The organism is Bacillus sp. SIMBA_154, from assembly GCF_046536015.1.
Lineage (GTDB): Bacteria > Bacillota > Bacilli > Bacillales > Bacillaceae > Bacillus > Bacillus pumilus_P.
This window is the reverse complement of record NZ_JAWJBV010000020.1, coordinates 1-22,544: the sequence shown is the minus strand read 5'-3', so window position 1 is coordinate 22,544 and position 22,544 is coordinate 1. Positions and strand designations below refer to the sequence as shown.

27 protein-coding genes are annotated in these 22,544 nt (G+C 41.0%); 1 reads left to right on the top strand and 26 read right to left on the bottom strand.

From position 1 onward, the window contains the following. Positions 1–10: 10 nt before the first annotated feature. The 13 genes from glmU to metG form a co-directional block, all read right to left on the bottom strand. Positions 11–1,381 carry a bifunctional UDP-N-acetylglucosamine diphosphorylase/glucosamine-1-phosphate N-acetyltransferase GlmU gene (gene glmU, locus R0K30_RS18880; protein WP_410612253.1) on the bottom strand — a complete coding sequence of 457 codons (1,371 nt, stop codon included), beginning with the start codon at positions 1,379–1,381 and terminating at the stop codon, positions 11–13. Positions 1,382–1,580: 199 nt separating this feature from the next. After that, positions 1,581–1,877: a septation regulator SpoVG gene (gene spoVG / locus R0K30_RS18875; protein WP_008357439.1), complete on the bottom strand. Its 297-nt coding sequence runs from the start codon at positions 1,875–1,877 to the stop codon at positions 1,581–1,583. A 225-nt stretch (positions 1,878–2,102) separates the two neighbouring features. Then, positions 2,103–2,480: a 2-iminobutanoate/2-iminopropanoate deaminase gene (gene ridA, locus R0K30_RS18870; RefSeq protein WP_099728328.1), complete on the bottom strand. Its 378-nt coding sequence runs from the start codon at positions 2,478–2,480 to the stop codon at positions 2,103–2,105. Between the two features lie 38 nt (positions 2,481–2,518). Continuing rightward, positions 2,519–3,352 (bottom strand): pur operon repressor, encoded by an 834-nt coding sequence (purR, locus tag R0K30_RS18865; protein ID WP_099728329.1) that lies wholly within the window; start codon positions 3,350–3,352, stop codon positions 2,519–2,521. A 55-nt stretch (positions 3,353–3,407) separates the two neighbouring features. Further along, complete coding sequence (gene ispE, locus R0K30_RS18860) at positions 3,408–4,277, bottom strand: 4-(cytidine 5'-diphospho)-2-C-methyl-D-erythritol kinase (protein WP_410612249.1); 870 nt, start codon at positions 4,275–4,277, stop codon at positions 3,408–3,410. A gap of 146 nt (positions 4,278–4,423) precedes the next feature. Then, on the bottom strand, positions 4,424–4,609 hold the full coding sequence (locus tag R0K30_RS18855) for a small, acid-soluble spore protein, alpha/beta type (protein WP_012008653.1): 186 nt from the start codon (positions 4,607–4,609) through the stop codon (positions 4,424–4,426). A 162-nt stretch (positions 4,610–4,771) separates the two neighbouring features. Further along, entirely contained in the window at positions 4,772–5,029 is a 258-nt protein-coding gene (gene veg / locus R0K30_RS18850; protein WP_003217979.1) for a biofilm formation stimulator Veg, read from the bottom strand. A gap of 213 nt (positions 5,030–5,242) precedes the next feature. Then, a complete protein-coding gene (gene yabG, locus R0K30_RS18845; protein WP_099728346.1) occupies positions 5,243–6,127 on the bottom strand; it encodes a sporulation peptidase YabG in 885 nt (294 codons plus the stop codon). A 323-nt stretch (positions 6,128–6,450) separates the two neighbouring features. Next, the gene (gene rsmA / locus R0K30_RS18840) at positions 6,451–7,329 is read right to left on the bottom strand and encodes a 16S rRNA (adenine(1518)-N(6)/adenine(1519)-N(6))-dimethyltransferase RsmA (RefSeq protein ID WP_099728331.1); all 879 of its coding nucleotides are present in this window, start codon (positions 7,327–7,329) and stop codon (positions 6,451–6,453) included. Beyond that, positions 7,322–7,882: a ribonuclease M5 gene (gene rnmV / locus R0K30_RS18835; protein WP_034324499.1), complete on the bottom strand. Its 561-nt coding sequence runs from the start codon at positions 7,880–7,882 to the stop codon at positions 7,322–7,324. The genes rsmA and rnmV overlap by 8 nt, the downstream gene beginning before the upstream one ends. 160 nt (positions 7,883–8,042) lie before the next feature. Then, a complete protein-coding gene (locus R0K30_RS18830) occupies positions 8,043–9,245 on the bottom strand; it encodes a ubiquitin-like domain-containing protein (RefSeq protein ID WP_410612246.1) in 1,203 nt (400 codons plus the stop codon). Positions 9,246–9,489: 244 nt separating this feature from the next. After that, on the bottom strand, positions 9,490–10,257 hold the full coding sequence (locus R0K30_RS18825; protein ID WP_230031695.1) for a TatD family hydrolase: 768 nt from the start codon (positions 10,255–10,257) through the stop codon (positions 9,490–9,492). A gap of 81 nt (positions 10,258–10,338) precedes the next feature. Beyond that, positions 10,339–12,339, bottom strand: a complete 2,001-nt coding sequence (gene metG, locus R0K30_RS18820) for a methionine--tRNA ligase (protein WP_099728334.1) — start codon at positions 12,337–12,339, stop codon at positions 10,339–10,341. A 519-nt stretch (positions 12,340–12,858) separates the two neighbouring features. Here metG and abrB point away from each other — a divergent pair. After that, positions 12,859–13,149: a transition state genes transcriptional regulator AbrB gene (gene abrB, locus R0K30_RS18815; protein ID WP_087975202.1), complete on the top strand. Its 291-nt coding sequence runs from the start codon at positions 12,859–12,861 to the stop codon at positions 13,147–13,149. Positions 13,150–13,193: 44 nt separating this feature from the next. Here abrB and rsmI read toward each other — a convergent pair whose 3' ends face one another. The 13 genes from rsmI to R0K30_RS18750 form a co-directional block, all read right to left on the bottom strand. Then, positions 13,194–14,075: a 16S rRNA (cytidine(1402)-2'-O)-methyltransferase gene (gene rsmI, locus R0K30_RS18810; RefSeq protein ID WP_099728335.1), complete on the bottom strand. Its 882-nt coding sequence runs from the start codon at positions 14,073–14,075 to the stop codon at positions 13,194–13,196. Beyond that, entirely contained in the window at positions 14,050–14,349 is a 300-nt protein-coding gene (locus tag R0K30_RS18805; protein ID WP_099728336.1) for a GIY-YIG nuclease family protein, read from the bottom strand. Before R0K30_RS18805 ends, rsmI begins: the two co-directional genes overlap by 26 nt. After that, a complete protein-coding gene (locus tag R0K30_RS18800; RefSeq protein WP_230031693.1) occupies positions 14,336–15,079 on the bottom strand; it encodes a tRNA1(Val) (adenine(37)-N6)-methyltransferase in 744 nt (247 codons plus the stop codon). Before R0K30_RS18800 ends, R0K30_RS18805 begins: the two co-directional genes overlap by 14 nt. Positions 15,080–15,134: 55 nt before the next feature. Next, entirely contained in the window at positions 15,135–15,488 is a 354-nt protein-coding gene (gene yabA / locus R0K30_RS18795) for a DNA replication initiation control protein YabA (protein ID WP_230031692.1), read from the bottom strand. Positions 15,489–15,502: 14 nt separating this feature from the next. Next, entirely contained in the window at positions 15,503–16,330 is an 828-nt protein-coding gene (gene ricT, locus R0K30_RS18790; RefSeq protein ID WP_099728338.1) for a competence/sporulation regulator complex protein RicT, read from the bottom strand. A gap of 2 nt (positions 16,331–16,332) precedes the next feature. Then, positions 16,333–17,322, bottom strand: coding sequence for a DNA polymerase III subunit delta' (holB, locus tag R0K30_RS18785; protein ID WP_230031691.1), 990 nt, complete (start codon positions 17,320–17,322; stop codon positions 16,333–16,335). 11 nt (positions 17,323–17,333) lie between these two features. Beyond that, entirely contained in the window at positions 17,334–17,774 is a 441-nt protein-coding gene (locus R0K30_RS18780; RefSeq protein ID WP_230031690.1) for a YaaR family protein, read from the bottom strand. Between the two features lie 12 nt (positions 17,775–17,786). Continuing rightward, a complete protein-coding gene (locus R0K30_RS18775; RefSeq protein ID WP_024425625.1) occupies positions 17,787–18,116 on the bottom strand; it encodes a cyclic-di-AMP receptor in 330 nt (109 codons plus the stop codon). A 79-nt stretch (positions 18,117–18,195) separates the two neighbouring features. Next, positions 18,196–18,834 carry a dTMP kinase gene (tmk, locus tag R0K30_RS18770; protein WP_410612240.1) on the bottom strand — a complete coding sequence of 213 codons (639 nt, stop codon included), beginning with the start codon at positions 18,832–18,834 and terminating at the stop codon, positions 18,196–18,198. Continuing rightward, positions 18,831–20,240 (bottom strand): aminotransferase class I/II-fold pyridoxal phosphate-dependent enzyme, encoded by a 1,410-nt coding sequence (locus R0K30_RS18765; RefSeq protein WP_410612238.1) that lies wholly within the window; start codon positions 20,238–20,240, stop codon positions 18,831–18,833. Before R0K30_RS18765 ends, tmk begins: the two co-directional genes overlap by 4 nt. A gap of 77 nt (positions 20,241–20,317) precedes the next feature. Next, a complete protein-coding gene (locus R0K30_RS18760; protein ID WP_410612236.1) occupies positions 20,318–21,382 on the bottom strand; it encodes a toxic anion resistance protein in 1,065 nt (354 codons plus the stop codon). A 19-nt stretch (positions 21,383–21,401) separates the two neighbouring features. Further along, positions 21,402–22,016, bottom strand: a complete 615-nt coding sequence (locus R0K30_RS18755) for a 5-bromo-4-chloroindolyl phosphate hydrolysis family protein (RefSeq protein WP_099728344.1) — start codon at positions 22,014–22,016, stop codon at positions 21,402–21,404. A 128-nt stretch (positions 22,017–22,144) separates the two neighbouring features. Then, positions 22,145–22,336, bottom strand: a complete 192-nt coding sequence (locus R0K30_RS18750) for a sigma factor G inhibitor Gin (protein WP_017359334.1) — start codon at positions 22,334–22,336, stop codon at positions 22,145–22,147. Positions 22,337–22,544: the final 208 nt, after the last annotated feature.

Sequence of the window (22,544 nt, the reverse complement as noted above, 5' to 3'; positions counted from 1 at the left end):
GGTATTTGGATTATTTTTTATGAATATTTTTCACATAATCTTCTTTATTGACTTGTCTTGCTCTAGCAATAGACAATGCATCCTGCGGCACATCTTCTGTAACCGTTGAACCGGCTGCAACATATGCCCCTTTTCCGACAGTGACTGGTGCGACGAGATTTGAATTACAGCCAATAAAGGCGCCGTCTTCAATCTTTGTTATGAATTTGTTCTTCCCATCATAGTTGACTGTAATTGATCCACAGCCAAGGTTTACATCAGTGCCGACCTCTGCATCTCCAATATAGCTTAGGTGGGATGCTTTGCTGCGGTCACCGAAAACCGTTTTCTTGATTTCGACAAAATTCCCGATCTTCACTTCATCGCCAATTTTCGACAACGGGCGAATATGCGCAAACGGCCCAATTGTCACATCTACTCCTACATCACTATCGCAGACGACAGATTGCTTAATCACTGTTCGATCTCCGATGATGCTATCAACAATTTCAGTGTTCGGCCCAATGGTGGCGTCTGCACCGATTTTTACATTCCCTTTGATGACCGTCCCAGGATAAATGATTGTATCTTCACCGATGACAGCATCTGGCGAGATATACGTGTTCTCAGGATCAATCAAGGTCACACCATTCTTCATATGCTGATGATTAATACGTCGCTTCATGAATTGCTCTGCTTGTGATAGAGCAATACGATCATTTACTCCAAGTGTTTCTTCAAAATGCGGTGTTTGATAGGCTGCAACTGTTTGTCCTTCATTCTTTAAAATTTCAATGACATCTGGCAAATAGTATTCGCCCTGTGCATTTTCATTCGACACTTGCTCAATCACACGGAAGAGATCTTCATTTGCGAAGCAATAGGTCCCTGTATTAATTTCATTCACTTGACGTTCTGCATCATTGGCATCTTTATGCTCCACAATCTTCACAACAGCATCTGTTTCGTCACGAATAATACGGCCATAGCCTGTTGGGTCATCCGCATGTGCTGTTAAAATAGTGACCTTCGCTTGATGTTTTTGATGCTCGGTTAACATGGCTTCCATTGTTTCCGCTGTCAATAATGGCGTATCTCCACAGATGACAATGGTTGTTCCCTTTTCCTGCGCGAGGAACGACTTTGCTTGTTTGACGGCATGTGCTGTTCCCAGCTGTTCTTCTTGAAGTGCATATTCACTTCTATCCCCAAGCTGTTCCTTGACGTCCTCTGCTCCATGACCGACAATCGTCACAAGTTTGGCTAAAGAAAGCTTTAACGCTTCATCTGCCACATGCTCGACCATTGGCTTTCCGCAAACTGGATGAAGTACTTTGTATAGCTTTGACTTCATTCTCGTTCCTTTTCCCGCTGCTAATATCACTGCGAACCGCTTATCCATTGATTGGCCTCCAATATCCCTATTATCCATAGAAAAATATATCCTAAATATGAACTGATTTCAAGGATACATGAGGAAGTACAATAATTTTCTAATGGATGATACACAGAAGAAACAGAAGAAAAAACGCAAAAAAGACAGCATTTAAAAGAAAACATTCCATTTTCTCTTAAAGCTGTCTTTTTGGTTTCACATATGATTAAGAAGCTCCAGCTTCTTCATATTCAATTGTTTCTTCTTCTTCGCCTAAGCGATGATATTCATTTAAAACAGCATCTTGGATTTTACCCCGAGTGCTTGAGTTAATTGGATGTGCAATATCGCGAAACTCTCCATCAGGCGTGCGTTTGCTAGGCATTGCAACAAACAACCCATTATTTCCATCAATCACACGAATATCATGAACAACAAATTCGTGGTCCAGCGTGATGGATGCAATCGCCCTCATGCGACCATCGGTATTCACGCGGCGTAATCTTACGTCAGTAACTTCCACAGTAGTTCACCACCTTTTCCCAATATAAAAGCATTACTTAGGTATTCAACGATTGTGGTGATTCTCCTGCTCTTTTTTTAAACTTTTTTTGAAATATCGGGATATTTATACATTTTTTGTCATTTAAATGACGGCGCTTACATCTGTTACGTGAAAAAAAGACATCATGATGATGCCTTTTCCTGCATATGATGAAACCAAACGGCTTTCAATGAGGCTGCCTGTTTATTTCACTAGTGCAACAACTTCAATTTCTACAAGTGCATCCTTTGGAAGTCTTGCTACTTCTACACATGAACGAGCTGGCTTATGCGTATGGAAATACTCACCGTACACTTCATTCACTTCAGCAAATTGTTCCATATCTTTAATGAAAACAGTTGCCTTCACGACTGTTTCAAATGAAGCACCTGCTGCTTCAAGTACGGCCTCGAGATTACGGAAAACTTGATGTGTTTGGTCTTTAATATCTCCGTTTACGAAATCTCCAGCTGGCGTTAATGGAATCTGGCCTGAGCTGTAAAACATGTTATTGACAATCATTCCTTGAGAGTAAGGTCCAATGGCTGCTGGTGCGTTTTTGGTTTGAACAACTTTTGTCATATCAATTTCTCCCATTCAAATACATGTTTGATCAAAGCTTAAGCTTTGGAATGAAAAAACTCGTGGAAATTACCTTCATTGATCTCAATGATCTTCTGCTTCATATCAATGGTTGAGAGCTTTAACAACGATATATATTCATCGACAAGACGTTCATCTACGCCCTCATCTTCTAAAAGAACACCGATCCCTGCAACATTTGCATTGAATTCCTCAAGCAGATTCATCATGCCGTTAATGGTTCCGCCCGCTTTCATAAAGTCATCAATGATCAGGACATTGGATCCTTTATCTAAGCTCCGTTTTGCAAGTGACATGGTTTGAATTCGGTTAGAAGAACCTGACGCATAATTAATACTCACAGTTGATCCCTCGGTTACCTTATTATCTTTTCTAACGATCACAACAGGCACATTTAAATAACCTGCAACAGAATAGGCAATTGGAATACCTTTCGTCGCAACGGTCATGACAACATCAATCGCACGGTCCGCAAAGATGGTCGCAAAAAGCTTACCGATTTTCGCAAGAATCGATGGATTGCCTAAAACATCGGTTAAATATAAATAGCCGCCAGGAAGTACACGTTCAGGAGTCGATAAAGCCTCTCCGATATCGTTTACTACGTCGTCTGCTTCTTTTAGGTGAATCTTTGGAATATATTTCACTCCGCCAGCAGCACCAGGTACAGTAAGCAATGTGCCTATGCCCTGCTGTTCGAAGGTCTGTTTAATAATTGTTAAGTCTTCACTAATGGAGGACTTCGCAGATTGATATCGCTCTGCAAAAAATGTTAACGGTACTAGTACGTGCGGGTGGGTTAACAAATAATTTGTTAAGTCCACCAATCTGCCGCTTCGACGAAACTTCATGAACTTACCCCCAGAACCCGAATAATTTATGAATAATATAACTTAATATACGGATTTAATCAAGGGCATTTTGTTCGCCGATCATGCGGACAGCGTAAACTTGATCACAAAATCCTCTCAGTCCGTTATATATTCTTTGTACCTTAGATTCATATTGAATCAAGCCAAATACAGTTGGGCCGCTTCCACTCATTAAAACAGCATCTGCACCGAAACGCTTCATCTGTCTCTTAATCATATCTACTTCTGGATACATCTTCAATGTCACAGATTCCAAAACGTTACCGAGTGAGCCGCACATCCCTTTATAGTCTTTCGCTTCAATTGCTTCTATCATACGCTCTACATTTGGGTGTTCTACTTTGCTTGCGTCGTATTGTCTGTAGACTTCAGCTGTAGATACCCCAATCACCGGCTTCGCTAAAATAACCCAGCAATGCGGAGGTGTCGCAATATGCTTCAGTTTCTCTCCACGTCCTGTCGCTAGTGCTGTCCCTCCGTGTACACAAAAAGAGACATCTGATCCGATCTCCGCTCCAAGCTCAGCTAGTTCATCTAACGTGAGATTTAACTTCCACAAGCGATTTAAGCCGCGCAGAGCCGCTGCCGCATCGCTGCTGCCCCCAGCTAGACCTGCTGCGACAGGAATTGATTTTGTGATGACAATCGATACTCCTTTTTGAATACCGAATCTTGTTTTTAGTAATTTAGCCGCCTGATAGGCCAGATTACGCTGATCATCTGGCACAAATCGATTATGAGATGATACACGGATTTCATCTTTGTCCAGCTCCGTCAGCTCTAGTCGATCTGCAAGGTCTATTGTTGTCATCACCATCTCCACTTCGTGATATCCATCCGGTCTTTTTCCATGAACATCAAGTGAAAGATTAATTTTTGCCGGTGCTTTTTCTAAAATACGCAAACATTTCACCTACTTCTCCATCTAAACATAAGTATCAATATTGTATCACATTTGATGGATCTGATGAATATTGGCTTTAACGCCTAGCACACTGACTTTTCCATCAAAAAAAGCCAGAGACACCCGAGGTATCCCTGACCGTTTATCTATCGTTGATTCTCATCCTGAGCCATGTGCTGTTGAGCTAATTCAATGGCACGTTTGACCATGTTACCTGCGTCACGCGCACGAATCTCTCCCCAGCCTCCATTTTTGACGGTATCATAAAATCCAAGATCCTTCGCCAGTTCGTATTTGAACTCATCTGACATAATGCCTCGGCGTCTACCCAAACGAAACAGCCCCTTTAGTCGAGAATTCGAATCAGCGCCACCGCTTCGTGGCTTTCTTATTTTGTATCGAATCTTTCCTTTTACCCCTTTCAAATAATGGACAGGCGCCCATACAGAAAAAAAGGCAAAACAAAAAGCAGTAAACAAGAAGTTCACTGCCCATTAATAGGCGACTGAGCTAGCAGTATCATCGAACGTTAATTCGACCGTCTCAGTCAGTATATCTGCATAACTGTAAGAAACTCTTTCAAACGAATTCTCATCTTGATCTAATTGAATCACAAAAACAGAAGGGTACGTTTCAGCTAAAATGCCCGAACGCTCAATTGTTTTACGGCGGCCTCCGTTAGCCTTTAACGTCAAACGTTTACCTAAGTTACCATCAAGCGATCTTTTGATGTCGGACAAAGTCTTCGCCATTGCATCCACCTCACTGAGATAATTATACAACAACGGCCCGTTTTTGTCAAATAAAAATTAAATTATATCAACGAACACGAGCCATTGTCAACAAAATAATTTTGACAAACTTCTACCTTTTCTTCTCCCTATTTTTCTCAAATTCCGGTGAATTATGTATCCGTTTGAAATTTCTTTTTGAATATAAAAAAAACCAGACTGAAATCAGTCGGGTTATGTCGATTCTTGGTCTCTTTTATATGGCATACCTACCCTTAAAACACCCTTCGTTTCGATTCCTCCGAGACCTTTTTCTCTTGTTAATGTATTTCGGAGCACATCCCACACGTTGATTCGATCTACAAATGGAGTGAAGCTGATCTTCGCAACAATATAGACGGGGTCTAGCGCATGGATGTTGACACGAGAAGGTGAGCTTGCAAAATTGGCACCTGCTTGGATCAATGATTCAAAATGAGATTGACAGGCACCTGCAAAGATCACAAGCTGATCTAAATGCGGAATTTTCCTTCTTGCTTTTTGAACCGTTTCAACGAAATGACGAGAATGGCGATAGGCACCGATATCATGTACACCGCCTTTTTGCTTGGAATACGCATCATGTCCTGTGATGACCAAGATATCAGGCCGATATTGATCGATTAACGAGTCAATCATGCTTGGCATTTTCTTCTCATGGCAATGAACGCCATACACAGGCACACCAATTCGTTCATATACGTCTAAGCATTTCTTTAAGTACGAAGCATCTCCATCTAAATGAAGAACCTTTCCAGGCATGTGAAAATACTGCTCCTGATGCTGATATTGTCCAGAAGTATAATATTCTTGTTTTTCACGCAGCAGCTGATAATCCTGTCTGAGTAAATCGAGCGATTCGTTAATTTTTCGTTCGTCGTCCTTCTCTCTTGTCAGCTGCTCCTCTTTTTGAATCAAGACCAAGTCAGACATCTTTGCATCAGCAATCAGCCTCACTTCATTCCCATGCAAAATGGCGGTGGCTTCGTGCTGATCTGTCTCATCAATTCGAATGATACGAAACATAATATCCATTTGATAGGATGCCCTCGTCACCATATCTCCTATTTGAAATTGCATGCTTTTCACTCCACAATCAGGCTCATATCCTGTTGGTATCGTCTTGCGTTGAACATGTTCATCTTTCATGTGTGCTGTTCTTTCTAGCCTATGCCCGAACGGATAAAGTGGTGAAAAACAAAAGAAAAAGCCCTTAAAGTAGGGCTTCAGATTTAAAGAGAAAGTGGGGGTTTTCAAGACAAGGTGTCAACAAAGCCCTCATTTTTGTCTTTTCAACTGTTCACGAAACGATATATGGTGTTTTTCGCTTTCGTTACATTCAATATACGGTGTATCTAGACCTTAAAAAAAATTGTCGGGATTTTCTCGACAGCCTGAAGCCCTTAAAGTAGGGCTTTTTGTAAAACGTTCGCTAAACGGGCAAATTCCTCAATGGATAATGACTCACCGCGTCGCTTTCCATCAATGTCAGCTGTTTCAAGGGCTTCTTCAATGATGGCTTTATGTTTTTTACCATCAGGCAGATTGTTCAACAGGTTATTCATCAATGTCTTCCGGCGCTGGCCAAAGCTCGCACGGATGAGCTGAAAGAAAAATGCATCATTTTCTACTGAGACAGCAGGCGTTTCACGAACTGTTAGTTTAATAACAGCCGAATCAACATTTGGCTGGGGAACGAAAACGGTTTTAGGCACAACCATGACCGTTTTCGCTTCCGTATAAAATTGAACCGCAATAGAAAGCGAGTTGTATTCCTTCGATGAAGGGACAGCTGCCATACGATCTGCGACTTCTTTTTGCAGCATGACCACAATCCCTTTCAATGGAAGGTTTTCTTCCAGCAATTTCATAATAATCGGTGTCGTCACGTAATAAGGAAGGTTGGCTACAACCATCACTTCTTTACAGTCAGCAAAGTTTTCTTCGATGACCTTTCCTACATCCGCCTTCAATACGTCTTGGTGAATGATGGTGACATTATCATATGGAGAAAGTGTATCGTTTAAAATGGGCAATAAACGCTGGTCGATTTCGAAAGCGGTCACTTTCTTTGCTCGTTTAGCGAGCTGTTCTGTCAATGCGCCGATACCAGGTCCAATTTCAATAACGCCGGTCTCATCCGTAATCTCTGCATGATCGACTATACGATCTAAAATATTTGTATCAATTAAAAAGTTCTGCCCTAAGCTCTTTTTAAAAGAGAAACCGTACTTCTTTAGTATTTCCTTCGTTCTGACGGGTGTCGCAATATCTTTATTCATCGGCTTCCTCCTGCATGACGGTCTTTAAGGCCGCAATAAAATCATGTTTGGTTATTTGAAACATATGAAGGCGCTTTTGCAGCTGCTTCGCATTGGTATATCCTATATTTAAAAGCACACCTAGTCGTTCGCGGCGGCGTTTCGATGCATCGCCTCCGATAAGGCCTGCGTCAAATAAGTCGTCTAATGTAATGTCACTTTCCGATTCTTCCATTTCCTCATGGACATGAGCAAGGCATTCCCGAATACTGTCCAAGGAAGCGTGCTCGACGCCAATCCCTTTGTCCCGCTTCGCTTTCGCAAGATGTTTTGGCAAAAAAGCGTGCTTACAACCCGGAACCGCTTCTGCGATGGTTTTACGGATCTTTTCACCAGGAAAATCAGGGTCTGTTAAAATAATGACACCCCTCGTCTCCTGAGCAAGACGCACTTGTTGAATGACTGTATCGCCAATGGCAGATCCGTTTGTTTCGATCGTATCTGCATCAACGGCCATCTTCACTCTGGCAGTGTCATCACGACCCTCCACCACAATGATTTCTTTGATTTTCATTTATTCCTCCGCTTGCAAAAACAATAAACATTTTTTGGTCAGAAAATGAAACCTTTCATGCTGTTTTTGCGTCTAATTAATTAGAAAACAGTGCTTCTATTATAACCAAAAAAACAGAGGGTGCGCAAAGCCCTCTGTTCATATAAATGATTTGATGTGTTTATTTGAGCACTCTAATTTTTACTCGTTTATTTCCCCATTGATAAGCTGCCGACTTACTTGGGACGAACACATCAATTTTATTCCCTTTTATAGCAGATCCAGTGTCTGATGCAACGGCATATCCATAGCCTTCCACATACACTTTAGAGCCTAGCGGAATGACACTCGGATCAACTGCTATGACCTTTGCACCCGGATTTGCTTTTAAATTAAAACCTGTAGACGTTCTGCCCGTACATCCAGCACAGCTCGCTGTATAGGCTGTTGACGCCACGTAGAATTCTTTTCCTGATGATTCATTGCTTCTTGAAACTGCAGGGGATGCTTTAGGTTCCTTTTTGGACACTTGAGTACCAATGGCCACTATACGATCCTTGCTATCTTTTTCAGTTACTTCTTTGATTAATTCTTTAGACACCACTATGCCGTTTTCTTTCACAATGGCATAGTGCTTCTTCAATTTACCTTCTTCACCTTTTTTAAGCACCTTCTCTTTTCCTTTTTCAAGAGAACGATCCTTTTTATGTTTGGTATCAAAAGCAATTTTCTCTTCCACTACATCGGTGACTTTTTCCACCCGAGTGATCTGGATATCTGCGCTTTCTTTAGAAATGTTACTATGTAGCGCAGGTTTGATCTTATCGTGCTTCTTGAGCCTCAGCTCTTGTTGCTTTAAAAAGTCAGCGACCGTAGTCGAAGTGGTCCACACTTTTTTATCCTTTCCTCCATCCTTTAAGCTGACCTGGAAGGCCTGCTGAACCACAAGATTCATATTCTTTTTAATCTTGTCATTCTTTCCTGGAGTCACTTGATCGTGCTTCCCAATATCTATCTTCTCATTCTTCAATAATGCTCCAACCGTCTGATCTGTTGTCCATATCGTTTTCTCTTTCCCATCTAGGGTCAGATGAACCGGTATAGCCGCATCATACACAATGTTCATATTGTCTTGAATCTTTGTATTTAGACTTGGAGAGATATGATCCTCCGCCCTGGTCCTTATCCCAAGGTCTGAAAGCAGCTGTGCTACTGTCTCTTCATGTGTACGAATTGTCTTCTCCTTACCATTGATTGAAATGGTAATAGACTGCTTAGTGAACTCGTGCGCACCGTAAGCCGTCCCAGTTCCAGCTAAAAGTAAGCAAGCGACTAGTAATAAAACCTTGCCTTTTCCTAGCTTGACAGAAAACAGATTTTTCATTTTTTGTACGATGAAAAACGCCTCCTTCTCCTCGGAGAGATTATATAGAGTATCTCAAAACCTGTCAACCCTTCCACCCACTGTACAAAAATGCTCGATTGCAAACCTATTATGGGAGATTTATGGAAGGAAGGGAAGAAAGACTTATCGACAACTTATCCTATGAGGAACAGCAAACGTGTAGAACTTTTTCGTTATGTTTCACAATTGGACAGGCTTAAACAAGGTTTGACATCATATACTGTCAGTTTATACGGAAAACTTTTTTCGCATTTTCTGTTGTCAATTCAGCAAGCTCTTCAAAGCTGATTTCTCGTAATTCGGCAATTTGCTCTGCGATATATTTCACATAGCTTGGCTCATTTCGTTTCCCTCTAAATGGCGCTGGTGTTAAATATGGGCAGTCTGTTTCAATCAATAGTCGATCACTTGGTATGTCCTTTACAACTTCTTTCGGTTTTTTGGCATTTTTAAATGTCACGGGTCCACCGAATGAAATATAAAAGTTCATATCCATACACGCTTTTGCAATTTCTAGGCTTCCTGTAAAGCAGTGCATAATACCACCAACTTCCGCCGCTCCCTCTTCCTTTAAGATCGTCACGACATCTTCCGTTGCGTCACGGTTATGAATGATGATTGGCAGATTCACTTCCTTCGCAAGAGCAATTTGACGTCTAAAGACTTCTTTTTGTACATCTTTTGGCGACTTGTCCCAATAGTAATCCAGACCCATTTCTCCAATGGCAACGACCTTTTCATGTTGAGATAATTCTTTGATCCAAGCCAAATCCTCATCTGTCATATCAATGGCATCGACAGGATGCCAGCCGATCGCTGCATAAATGAAATCATACTCTTCAATTAACTCCATCGCTCTCGTTATGGTTGAGCGGTCAAACCCGACTACGACGATTTTCTCTACCTTTTCACTTTTCGCTCTTTCGATCACCTGCTCTAAGTCTTCATTGTATTGTTCCGCATTTAAATGGGCATGTGTATCAAATAACATCGTTGATTGCTCCTTTCGACAATTCTCCTAAAAAACAAAAGGTGTTCGACGAAATGTTACACGTGGAACACCTTTGTTGATTTATAAAATTTTTGTTCCATTCGCTAGAGATTGATCCACTTCAAGGACCTGCAATTTCCCACCAGTTTCCCCAGTTAAAATCATTCCCTGGGAAATTTCCCCTCTGAGTTTAACTGGCGTGAGATTTGCTACGCAAACAAGCTTCTTCCCTACCAATTCATCTGGTTGATAATGCTTGGCAATCCCTGAGACAATTTGTCTTTTTTCAAATCCAAAATCAAGCTGAAGCTTTAAGAGACGATCCGCTTTTTTAACTGGAGCTGCTTCCAAAACTTGTGCTACTCGAAGATCAACTTTCGAGAAATCATCAAATGCAATTTCTGCTCCCAGTTCAGGTAATTCCGTTTCTTCTATTTCAGCTTTCTCTTCTTCTACCTTAGGCGCACTTCCCTGCATTTTCTCTTTAATGTACGCCACTTCTTCTTCAACCTCTAAACGCGGGAACAACGGCTCTCCTTTTTGTACTGTTGCTTTTTGAATCGCACCAAAAGAAAGAATGCTGTCCCAGCTTTTAAGCTTCTCTTCTTCAATTCCAAGCTGGAAGAAGATTTTCTCAGGTGTTTTTGTTAAGAATGGTGTTAATTGCACTGCTGTGATTCGAAGTGATTCTGCCAAATGATACATGACAGAGTGCAGTTCTTTTCGTTTCGTTTCATCCTTCGCTAACACCCATGGAGCTGTTTGATCAATATATTTATTAGTTCTGCTGATCAATGTCCAAACATTTGTAAGAGCCACCGAGAATTCAAGGTTTTCCATCGCTTCTTCATAGGCTTTTACCGTTTGTTCAGCCACAGCTTTAAGCTCCTCATCAAATTCATTGACAGGACCCTTATAGCTGCTTAATGTACCATCAAAATATTTTTGTACCATCGCGACCGTACGGTTAAGTAAGTTCCCTAAATCATTGGCAAGATCATAGTTTACACGTTCCACAAATCCTTCTGGTGTAAACACGCCATCCGCACCAAATGGCACTTCGCGAAGTAGATAATAACGAAGGGCATCAAGACCATAGCGATCAATTAATGTGACCGGATCTACCACATTCCCTTTTGATTTAGACATTTTGCCATCTTTCATGAGCAGCCAGCCGTGTGCGAAAATTTGTTTCGGCAGAGGCAGATCAAGTGCCATCAGCATAATTGGCCAATAAATTGTATGGAAGCGCACAATTTCTTTCCCTACAAGGTGCACGTTGGCAGGCCAATATTTTTTATATTTTTCATCCTGATCGGTTCCATAGCCAATCGCTGTTAAATAGTTGAATAACGCATCAATCCATACATAAATCACGTGTTTCGGATTATTAGGTACTTTAATTCCCCAATCAAAGGTTGTTCTTGATACAGCTAAATCCTCTAAACCTGGTTTAATGAAGTTATTGATCATTTCATTCTTTCTTGATTCAGGCTGAATGAACGATGGGTTCTTTTCGTAGTAGTCCAGTAAACGATCTGCATACTTACTCATACGGAAGAAATATGATTCCTCTTTAATCAATTCAACAGGGTGACCACTGTCGGGGCTTTTCCCGCCAATGACTTCACCTTTCTCATTTCGCTCAACATCAACAAGCTGTGTTTCCGTATAGAATGTTTCATCAGGAATACTGTACCAGCCCTCATATTGATCTAAATAGATATCTCCTTGATCAAGCAGCTTTTGGAAGACTTGCTCAATGATTTTCGTATGCCTTTTTTCCGTTGTACGAATGAAATCATCATTTGAAATGTCGAGTTTCTTCCATAATGATTGAATGTCTGCAACGACGGGATCTAAATACTCAATCGGTGTAATATTTTGTTCTTCAGCTTTTTGCTGAATTTTTTGTCCGTGCTCATCTGTACCTGTTAAATACATCACATCATAGCCTTGAAGACGTTTATAACGAGCCATGGCATCCCCTGCCACTGTCGTATAAGCATGTCCAATATGTAATTTTCCGCTCGGATAGTAAATAGGTGTTGTCAGATAAAACGTTTTTTTCTTTTCCGGCATGTCGGAACCTCCTGCGTGTGTGTAAATGTCAAAAGCTCCCGCCCAATGGACGAGAGCGGCTATAATCACTTCATTAAAATGTGTCAGATCATTTCATTATGTTTTGCACTTGTGCTTTCTCTATGATACCATCTTAGCCTTTAAGATCAAGCATATATACATAGAACAAGCTGAAATGATCGAAAAAGATGAGTTTTTCGAAAAAACGACAAACCGCTCGACATTTTGTCGAATATTGTCGTATGAAATATACTTCCAGATTTATAATTGGCTAATTTAGGGCAAAAGTCTTGTCAATCTGTTCTCGTCATTTATCATGTTTTCATAGACGAAGTCCACAAAATCCTTATACACCAATAGTTTCAAGGTCCTTTGACTTTAAGAGTCATATTTTACAAACAATAGTAAACAAAATGATTGACGATTTATGGAAACCTTGTTATGCTAGGAATGTAAGGAATTTGTCGAATAATGACGAAGATAATATTATATTAAGAATAAGAACTTTTTGGGAGGAGAATGAAGATGAAATCTACAGGTATTGTACGTAAAGTTGACGAATTAGGACGCGTGGTGATTCCAATCGAACTTCGTCGTACACTAGGAATCGCTGAAAAAGACGCTTTGGAAATTTATGTTGATGATGAAAAAATTATCCTAAAAAAATATAAACCAAACATGACTTGCCAAGTAACAGGTGAAGTATCAGACGATAACCTTAAACTTGCTAATGGTAAATTAGTTCTTAGCCGTGAAGGTGCAGAGCAAATCATTAACGAAATCCAAAACCAACTTCAATCACAAAAATAAGTTTCATATAAAAAGGTTCTTGCACCGTTTGCAAGAACCTTTCTTTATTGTTCAATATGATAGGCATCGTATATCGTGCGCTTTGGCACACCACGTTCGACTGCTGTACGTTTAATGGCTTCCTTCGACGTCAATCCTTCCTCTATGTAATGGATCACGTGTTCTTTTTCAGATAAGGCCTTCCACCAGGCTTCTTCATTCAGCTCTTCTTCATCCTGGTCATTTCCTTGTACCACAAGACAAAATTCGCCGCGAATTTGTTGTTCCGTAGCCCATGTCAGCACGTACTCTAAATCTCCACGAATAAACTCTTCGAATTTTTTTGTCAGTTCTCGCGTAATCGCTATGTTCCGGTTCCCCCACACTGCCTTCATCACGGTCAGCGTTTCTTTTAACCGATGGGGCGCTTCATAGAAAATAATCGTTTCCTGGCGTTTCTTCAATGCTTCCAGCTGTTTTTTCTTTTCTTTTTTTTGACGATCAAGAAAACCGTAAAAGAAAAATGGCTGTGGCGCGATCCCTGACGCAATGAGCGCCGTTAATGCCGCGTTTGCACCAGGTAGCGGAATGACATAGCCTCCGATGCTTGTAAAGTCTCGAACCACTTCAGCTCCAGGATCAGAAATAGTCGGTAAACCAGCATCGCTCACTAGTGCGATATTTTTCCCTTCTTTTAGCCATTCGATTAACTTGTAACCACTGCTATCTTTGTTATGCTCATGATAACTCGTTAACGGTGTATCAATTTCATATACATGACAAAGCTTTTTCGTTTGTCTCGTATCTTCTGCGGCAATATAGTCTACATCTTTTAACGTTTGTATCGCTCGGAACGTCATATCTTCTAAGTTTCCAATTGGGGTTGGTACGAGATAAAGAATACCCATTTCGGATTGACCATCAAAGCTCTTCTGTGTCTTTTTCATGTGCCGCCTCCTTTTCCATTCGCATTTCTTCTATATAAATGTCTTTCTTTTGACGTGTCCAAGTTTTGAAACGATATTCTTGCTGCATGGCTTCTCTTTTGGTTGAAAAACATTCATGGTAATAAAGCTCAACCGGCCGTCTCGCTCTTGTATATTTTGCTCCCTTTCCACTATTGTGGGTAGTCAGCCTTTTTTGTAAGTCATTTGTATACCCAGCATACAAACTGCCATCTGCACATTTCAATACATAAAAGTAATGATTATGCTTCTCCATATAGTATCGTCCTGATTTCTTCTGTATACTCTTGGTCTTCCCCATAAACAAAGAGGGGCGGCAATATTTTCAAATCTGGCTTTCCATCTTTCATGCCTTCTACTAAGATTGTATTGGCTTCTTTCCCCTGTTTAGGATAAACAAATCGAATTCGCTTTGGCTCAATACGGTATTTCTTCATCATTTCAACAATCTCAAGCAACCGTCCTGGGCGGTGAACCATTGCCAGTTTGCCCCCTTGCTTCAGCAAAGTGGAAGAAACACGAATGACGTCTTCTAATGTACAATGAATTTCATGCCGTGCAATTGCCAAATATTCATTTTCATTGATTTCATCCTTAGAGGGTGTCTTAAAATACGGCGGATTACATGTGATCACATCTACTTTGTGGTTCCCATAGCGTTCTGGCATATCATTCAAATCACCATGTATCAATTCAATCTGATGCTCTAATTGATTATGCTCCACACTTCTTTTCGCCATATCAAACAGACGTTCTTGGATTTCAACACCTGTAATAGAGGCCTTAGATCGAGTTGAAAGCAGCAATGGCACGATGCCATTTCCCGTACATAGATCGATGATTTCTCCCTTTTGGATCGGCACATACGCAAATTTTGCTAATAATACCGCATCCAATGAAAAGGCGAACACGGTTTTACTTTGAATAATTTTCATATCTTCAGCGAGCAAGTAATCTAAACGTTCATCTTCTCTTAACGAAACCATGATGTATCCTTTCTATTCCTGTGAAAAAGGCTCCCGATTCAGCGGAAGCCTTTTCTCATTTTTTATTTAAAAATGACAGACAGAACAAACAGTCTCCCTCTTTACGAATACTCCCATAATGTACATTACAAATATGGAAGCCTTCCTGATATAACCGAGCAAGGTTATCATGACCTTCTCCTATATCAGAATGACTTGACTTCTGGGCAAAATCATTCTCCGCCTCAGACGATTTGTCTCGATCGGATTGATCCAGACGTTCACGCAAGTGCTGATTCTCCATCTGAAGCTGATGATTTTCTTCAATCACTTCACCGATATGATTTTTCAAATCTCCTAGCTGTCGATAAAGAGAACCGATTTGTTCTTCTAAATTGATCACTGTATCAAATAGTTCCTTTTTATCCAAGGTGGCACACCTCGTTACTCAGTTGTTTGTGCAGATACAACGCCTTCTTGTAATAATTCTTCCCAAGTATATTCTACCACTTTTTCTTGCCCGGTTAATTCAACTTGCAAAATTCGTTCTAAAATGTTGAGCCCTACTACCTTTGCAGAGCCATTAGACGTCTGAATCGTTTCACCGATATCCGGTAATTGTTCTTTCGCTGTTTCATACTCATCATTCTCATATTTCAAGCAGCACATCAAACGGCCGCAAAGCCCAGAAATTTTCGTAGGGTTTAACGACAGGTTTTGATCTTTTGCCATTTTTATGGACACCGGTTCAAAATCTCCTAGAAATGTTGAACAGCAAAGCATTCTTCCACAAGGACCTATGCCGCCCAGCATTTTTGCCTCATCTCTTACACCGATTTGGCGAAGTTCAATTCTCGTCTTGAAAATCGATGCGAGATCCTTCACCAGCTCACGAAAATCTACTCTGCCGTCCGCTGTAAAATAGAAGATAACCTTGTTTCGGTCAAATGTAAATTCAACATCGACTAGCTTCATTTCCAGGCCGTGTTCACTTACCTTCTGAAGACATGTATCAAAGGCTGCCATCGCTGCTTCTTTGTTTTCCTCAACGATGAGCCGGTCTCGTTCGTCTGCTACACGAATCACCTTACGTAGAGGAAGGACCACGTCGTGTTCATCTACTTTTTTATTCGCGATGACCACTTGTCCGTACTCAACCCCTCTGACCGTTTCTACAATGACACAACTATCATTTTCTATATGAAATCCATTAGGATCGAAATAATAGATTTTGCCCGCTTTTTTAAAGCGAACACCAATTACGTTGTACAAGCTTATCCCTCCTGCAACATCAACACCAATTGCTCCATTAGCCCTTGGGCATTCACGTTGGATTGAAGTCTCTTTTTCGCTTCTAATACAGCAAGGATCTGGTTCGTCACCATCTGCTGTGTGGAATGCAGCGCGTGCTGCTCCATTGTCTGGAATAAGTCTTGATAAATGACTTTATCTTCATTTCCTATTTGAATCGACAATACATCACGATATATAAATAAAAGCATATCCAGACCTGTTTCTTGAAGGTCTTTCTCTTTGAAAAAAGGCATCCATTGATCTTGTATATAAAAAAATGCATGTTCTTTTCGCTGGTGTAAGACTTCATACAATTTTATCACTTTCGCTCTAGACTCTGCAAACTGATCATTTCGACTTAATTCGAGTGCTTCTGCTAAATTATTAGTTAAATTCGACAAAAGCCTTGCAAGATGCTGAGATACGCCTTCTTGTAAAAGCTGCTGCTCCAAAGATTGTGGCTGCAACGGCTGAAAGCTAAGCATCTGACATCTTGAAATAATCGTATCCAGCATTTTATGCGATTGCTCAGTGATTAAAACCGCCATCGTTTCCCGATTAGGCTCCTCTAGGAACTTTAATAAACTGTTCGCGGCATTGACCGTCATTTTGTCCGCATGAAGAATGATATACATTTTCCGGTGCGATTCTACACCTGCTTTTGTAAATTCCTCCTGCAATGCCTGCACTTGCGCTTTCTTAATCGATTGGCCGTCAGGCTGCACTACATGTAAATCTGGATGGTTTCCAGACTCAATCCTTTTGCAGTTTTGACAAGATTCACATGGTTTCACTCCTGCTTCCAAGCAAAAAAAGCTCTTAGCCAAAAGCATGGCAGCATCTAGCTTTCCTGTCCCTTTTTTCCCTTCAAATAAGTAAGCATGGGCAAGTCGGTCTTTATCAATACTATTAAAAATCAGCCGCATGACGCGCGGCTGCAAATCATTCATGTCATCCCAGCTAATTGCCATGTTATCACTCTCTATGTGTAAAGGTTAATCAATAAACCTTTTATTTCTCCAATACGTTCAAGCAAATCAATAGAGGGTTTCTCTTGATCCATCATATCCTCTGTTAATTCAATAAGCTTTTCATCTAATGCTTTGACTAAAGCGAGTGTTCGCGTGTTGCCATAAAGGTCAAAGCTCCTTGACGTCTCTATATTTAATCCATTATCGACGGTCTCTTTCACAAAGCGCTTCACAAGTCCTTTAAACCTGGCTAAATCCTTTAGGTTTCGTGACTTTGTCAGCTTTTTACCGAACACCTCGATATCACTCAGCATGACCGTCAGTTGTTCTAAGCGCATTTTGCCGCTTTGCGTCTCCATAGAAGCTTTAAAAGAAGCAGATGTCTGGCTTCCTTTAATCGCTTGAAGTTCACGCTTTTCTAAAAGCAGCCGCATATCTTGATTAATTTTCACAGCAACCCATCCTTAAAATTGATGAAATTGTTCAACTGGCAGAATAAAGACAGTAGCTCCACCAACTTCAACCTCAACAGGGTATGGTACGTATGAATCTGCATTTCCACCCATTGGTGATACAGGCGCGATCATTTGATCACGTTTACGGCAATTTTCCTTTATAAGCTGTAATGCCTTATCCACTCGGACATCATCACAACCAATGATAAAAGTCGTATTTCCAGACTTTAAAAACCCACCAGTTGAAGCTAATTTTGTCACGCCGAAATGATGTTCAGTCAATATTTTCAACAATTTGCTGCTATCTTGGTCCTGTACAACGGCAACAATTAATTTCATTTGATTGGCCTCCTTCGTTTTAGGCACAGGTGACATGCCGATGTCTTCCTCTATATTATAACAACGATTGGGAATCAGGTCATATTTGATTTTTCTTTAATGTGTCCTGAATCAACTGAAGCACTTCTTCATAGACATCCTGCATCGGCTGAGACGCATCCACTACACGGAATCGTTCTGGTGATTGCGCAATTAGTAATTCATAGCCTTCTCTGACCAGCTGGTGGAAATTCAGGGTCTCCATATCTAATCGATTTTTTTCTCTTCCTTGATTGGCGTCGATTCGCTTTAGACCTTCCTCTGGTGTAATGGAAAAGTAAATAGTCATTTGCGGCATTGTACCATTAATGGCAAAATCGTTAATTGATTTGACTTCTTCAATCCCAAGCCCTCTCGCATAGCCTTGATAAGCAAGGGAGCTATCGACAAAACGATCACATAAGACCGTGTCCCCGCGTTGCAATGCCGGTTCTACTTTCTCAGCCAAATGCTGTCTTCTTGCTGCTGCATACAGCAATGCCTCTGTTTTTGCGTCCATTTTTGTATTTTTTTCGTTTAAAATGACTTCACGAATCTGCTCTGCAATTTCGATGCCTCCTGGCTCTCGTGTCGCCATCACTGCATATCCTTGGCGCTCCATTTCTTCGTACACTTTTCGTATCACTGTCGTTTTTCCAGCACCCTCTGGCCCTTCAAACGTAATAAACATACCACTCATAGTGTCTCCTCTTCTATATAAACATATAATTTTCTCTGGTGAATCACCTGACTTGCTTGAACATGAACGTGATGTCCAAGTAAACGGCTTAACTTCGAAATTTGATCCGCTTCAATACGCTCTCCCTTAATCATCAAAGGAATGCCAGGCGGATAGGGAATAACCGATTCTGCACTGATCAGGCCTGCTGCTTTTTCGAATGGGACGGCTTCTATGTCTTGTCTTTGCTGATCGACCTCTATGAATCGCGTCGCCTTTTGAAGATGCTCTTTTTTTTCAAGCAATACATCACTTTGCTGAAGCGCCTGCTCTATGGCTGAAAAAGGGACGTCCTTCGTCTGTCCCAGACCAAAAACGAGTAAGACTTGATGTTCATCCGCAAGTTCTGGGTGAACATCAACCGATTCAAGCACCTTTTTTAGTTCATAGCCTGTCAGCCCTTTTGTTGAACGAATGACGCATTTTAATGGATCCGTAGATAACGAGTCAGACTCGACCACTTCGAGATTGGACATCCTGTTGAACTGTTCTTTCAGCTTTGCCAGCCCTGTCATGATTCCGTCCAATTTCCCTTTTCCCTTGATCTCCTCAACATAAGCTCTCGCCACATCTAACGTAGCCATAATTGGATAAGAAGGTGAACTGCTTTGAAGCATCGTTAACAATGTCTTCATACGCTTCGCATCTATTCGGTACCCTTGGAGATGGAGATAAGAACCCATCGTCATCGCTGGAAGGGTTTTATGTGCTGATTGTACCACCACGTCTGCTCCGTAGGAAAGGGCAGATGGAGGAAAGGCGCCGCCTAATACAAAATGCGCACCATGTGCCTCATCAACCAAAACAATCATGCCCGCTTCATGACACATGTGAATCAGCTTTGATAAATCAGCTGCATGTCCATAGTAGTTCGGATACGTCAAAACGATTGCTCGGCAGTTCGGGTGTTTCGCGATAGCTTTTTTGACTGTTTCATCAGTAACATGGGTTGGGACGTGCAAGCATGAATCGATCTCAGTGTCTAACATAATAGGCGTTGCTCCTGCAAGCTCAATCGCATGGAAAACAGACTTATGACAATTTCGCTGAACAAAAATCTCATCTTCAGTCCGACATGCAGCCATCACCATCGCTAGATTTCCAACTGTTGTGCCATTCACAAGGAAAAAGCTTTGCTTTGCCCCATATAGCTTTGCCAATAAATCCTCTGCCTCTTGAATCACACCAGTCGGGTGGTGGAGATCATCTAGACCTTCAAGCTCCGTCACATCCAGCTGAAGAATTGATGCATAGTAAGACCGTGCCTCATCAAAAAAGACATCTCCATTGTGATGTCCTGGAACGTGAAAAGAATAAGGCTTCTTTTCCGCATGTTGTGATAATGCTGTATATAAAGGTGTTTTCAAACAAATCGACCCTTTTCACTTAAACGATATCTTATTTCTATTATAACGTTCAAACAAGTGAACCGAAAGATGGTTTCTCATTCCTTTATTGGTTGATGATTCGCCAGCTTCTGCTCCGCCTCGTACATGTTGCTTTTTAATTGAGCTCTCTCTTGGCTCCCATGTTCTTTCACCTGTAACGTTTTCTGTAATGTTTCGGCTAATTGGCGTTGAGCCTTTTTCAACGTATCTATAGGCGTTAATGATGCGTCTTCAAGAAGCTGTCCCTGCTGCTTTGATACCTTTTCATACGTTTGTTGGATTCGCTGCTCAAGGGCTGAATTGGCTCGCTGCTGAATATGAGTTAATGCAATTGACATTTGGTTGATCCATAGAGGAATAGATGCGGAGACGGTTGATTGGATATGATTGGCTAAGGTATGATTTGTATACTGAATCATCCGAATTTGGGCATTACATTGCAGTGCAATTTGCCGGCTTAACAGCAAGTCATACTTCCGTTCTTTCAATCTCTCCATATATTCTTCCTCATTTACTTCCTGACTCATCAATTGCTCCTCTAATGTCCGATCATTAGAATGTTTCGCTTCTGATAGGACCTGCTGCTCTAACTGTGTCAATTTCGCTTCAACTGCTGCAACCTGTAGCGTCATCTCTTGGAAATATGTTTGATTTTCTTCAAATAAACGCTCTAATAACTTATGGTCGGAGATTAATACGCCTCTTGCGTAACGGAGCCTTGCTGATAATCTCTCTATTTGAGCTTCTGCTTGTTTAAAACGAGAAATGATCTCCTGAGTAGAACGCTTCCCCCGATGAAACAACCTCAAAAAAGGGCCCTGCTTCTTTGGCAGTAAATCCTCTGGCTCCACTAAATGTAGTTGCTGCAAAAAGGCTTCAAGCACATCTCCTATTTGATCGATATCTTTTTTCTCAACATATTTCATCATGTGTTGTGATTGTTCCAATAATCGTTCCTGCACACGTGTACCATAGAAAAGCAGCTTTTGCGGATTGTCAGGGATCTTTTCAGCCCGCTCTATAGCCTCTTGTTTTTCCTTATCAGATAAGGTATCAAACACCCGAAACTGAAGATCTATAGTAGATGCTGATGGTGGTGTGACTTGATCTTCTGGTTTCATCGAGTCTGACTCCTTTCATCTATTTTTTGATCATTTTATCGGCCACTTCAAGTTCAATGTGAAGGGCTTCTATGTCTCTTCCTAAAACTTGCTGCAAATCATTCGTCAATTGCTTTTGCAGCTCTGTCAGTGTAACTCGAGTTTGGCTCAGTGTCATTTCAAGCTCATGACTGCGATTAGGCTGATTATACAGTAATGCATATTTTTCGATTAGTTCAACGACAGAATCCAAACTTTCGAAATAAAATCGCTGTGCATCATAAAATCGGTTCGGTTCCTTTTTTGTAATCGTATAGATTCGTCGTGCAAGCCGAAGGATTTCATAATTATGTTTGATCGTCTGCATGTTTTTCACAGCAAATAAAGCTTTCTTCAAACGAACCAGCTTTTGCCCTGCTTCTTTGAAGTGCTGTTTAATATATACATAATCACTACGAGACAATCCGTGTTTCTTTAAAAACAACTGGAAAGCAACCCATCTGCTTCCTGCAAACATCGCACCCCACCCAATCATCGCATACAGTATCGATAATCCAACATGATGGTGGAAAACCCCAATACTGACGGTTAAAATCACAATCGAGAAAAGAGTAGAGAAGATGGCCCATATAAATGTGAAAAAGATTGATTTCATGTTCATCGACTCCTATGAATAATCAGGCTCTCTGTTTATCTTATTATTTATTACGGGTGTTGTCCAAACTAAGTTCCAAAAAACAGGTCCAATCCTCGATAGCTCATAAAAAAAGACCATCTAGTGGTCTATGAATACAAAGGCGGCGTATGAAGATTTTTAAGCTTTCTTACATAATCGGCATAGCTAGGATCCGAGGTCGATGTAGAAATTAACTTTCGCTCACAGTCTCGGCACAAAAACTGATGATATAAATATATTCCCTTTGTCTTTTTCTCTTCACAAATCAAACAAATCGCTTCTCGCTCTTTTTTGCTCATTGTGACACCTCCACTCATAGCTTCAGTATGCCCTAGCGCTTTCAATTGTATACAAAATTAAGAATGTTTTAGATGGTAGTTTAGTATATGTATACATCCCAGATCGAGTGTTTGTTCCTTTTCTTAAAAAAACAAAAAAGACCAGTTCCGTCTGGAACTGATCCTTAGAAAAGCTTGGCGGCGTCCTACTCTCACAGGGGGAAACCCC

What these genes read in the sequence shown, in the direction of transcription:
- R0K30_RS18800 (WP_230031693.1), bottom strand. Translation starts at nt 15,079, where the DNA reads ATGGTTTCGTTAAGAGAAGATGAACGTTTAGATTACTTGCTCGCTGAA.
- ridA (WP_099728328.1), bottom strand. Translation starts at nt 2,480, where the DNA reads ATGACAAAAGTTGTTCAAACCAAAAACGCACCAGCAGCCATTGGACCT.
- tmk (WP_410612240.1), bottom strand. Translation starts at nt 18,834, where the DNA reads ATGAGTGGTATGTTTATTACGTTTGAAGGGCCAGAGGGTGCTGGAAAA.
- yabG (WP_099728346.1), bottom strand. Translation starts at nt 6,127, where the DNA reads ATGCAATTTCAAATAGGAGATATGGTGACGAGGGCATCCTATCAAATG.
- R0K30_RS18775 (WP_024425625.1), bottom strand. Translation starts at nt 18,116, where the DNA reads ATGAAATTAATTGTTGCCGTTGTACAGGACCAAGATAGCAGCAAATTG.
- metG (WP_099728334.1), bottom strand. Translation starts at nt 12,339, where the DNA reads ATGCCGGAAAAGAAAAAAACGTTTTATCTGACAACACCTATTTACTAT.
- rsmI (WP_099728335.1), bottom strand. Translation starts at nt 14,075, where the DNA reads ATGAAAAAGACACAGAAGAGCTTTGATGGTCAATCCGAAATGGGTATT.
- R0K30_RS18830 (WP_410612246.1), bottom strand. Translation starts at nt 9,245, where the DNA reads ATGAAAAATCTGTTTTCTGTCAAGCTAGGAAAAGGCAAGGTTTTATTA.
- R0K30_RS18750 (WP_017359334.1), bottom strand. Translation starts at nt 22,336, where the DNA reads ATGAGCAAAAAAGAGCGAGAAGCGATTTGTTTGATTTGTGAAGAGAAA.
- purR (WP_099728329.1), bottom strand. Translation starts at nt 3,352, where the DNA reads ATGAAGTTTCGTCGAAGCGGCAGATTGGTGGACTTAACAAATTATTTG.
- R0K30_RS18755 (WP_099728344.1), bottom strand. Translation starts at nt 22,016, where the DNA reads ATGAAATCAATCTTTTTCACATTTATATGGGCCATCTTCTCTACTCTT.
- holB (WP_230031691.1), bottom strand. Translation starts at nt 17,322, where the DNA reads ATGGCAATTAGCTGGGATGACATGAATGATTTGCAGCCGCGCGTCATG.
- rnmV (WP_034324499.1), bottom strand. Translation starts at nt 7,882, where the DNA reads ATGAAAATCAAAGAAATCATTGTGGTGGAGGGTCGTGATGACACTGCC.
- glmU (WP_410612253.1), bottom strand. Translation starts at nt 1,381, where the DNA reads ATGGATAAGCGGTTCGCAGTGATATTAGCAGCGGGAAAAGGAACGAGA.
- R0K30_RS18805 (WP_099728336.1), bottom strand. Translation starts at nt 14,349, where the DNA reads ATGGAGAAGCATAATCATTACTTTTATGTATTGAAATGTGCAGATGGC.
- abrB (WP_087975202.1), top strand. Translation starts at nt 12,859, where the DNA reads ATGAAGATGAAATCTACAGGTATTGTACGTAAAGTTGACGAATTAGGA.
- R0K30_RS18760 (WP_410612236.1), bottom strand. Translation starts at nt 21,382, where the DNA reads ATGAAACCAGAAGATCAAGTCACACCACCATCAGCATCTACTATAGAT.
- rsmA (WP_099728331.1), bottom strand. Translation starts at nt 7,329, where the DNA reads ATGAATAAAGATATTGCGACACCCGTCAGAACGAAGGAAATACTAAAG.
- veg (WP_003217979.1), bottom strand. Translation starts at nt 5,029, where the DNA reads ATGGCGAAGACTTTGTCCGACATCAAAAGATCGCTTGATGGTAACTTA.
- R0K30_RS18825 (WP_230031695.1), bottom strand. Translation starts at nt 10,257, where the DNA reads ATGTTATTTGATACACATGCCCATTTAAATGCGGAACAATACAATGAA.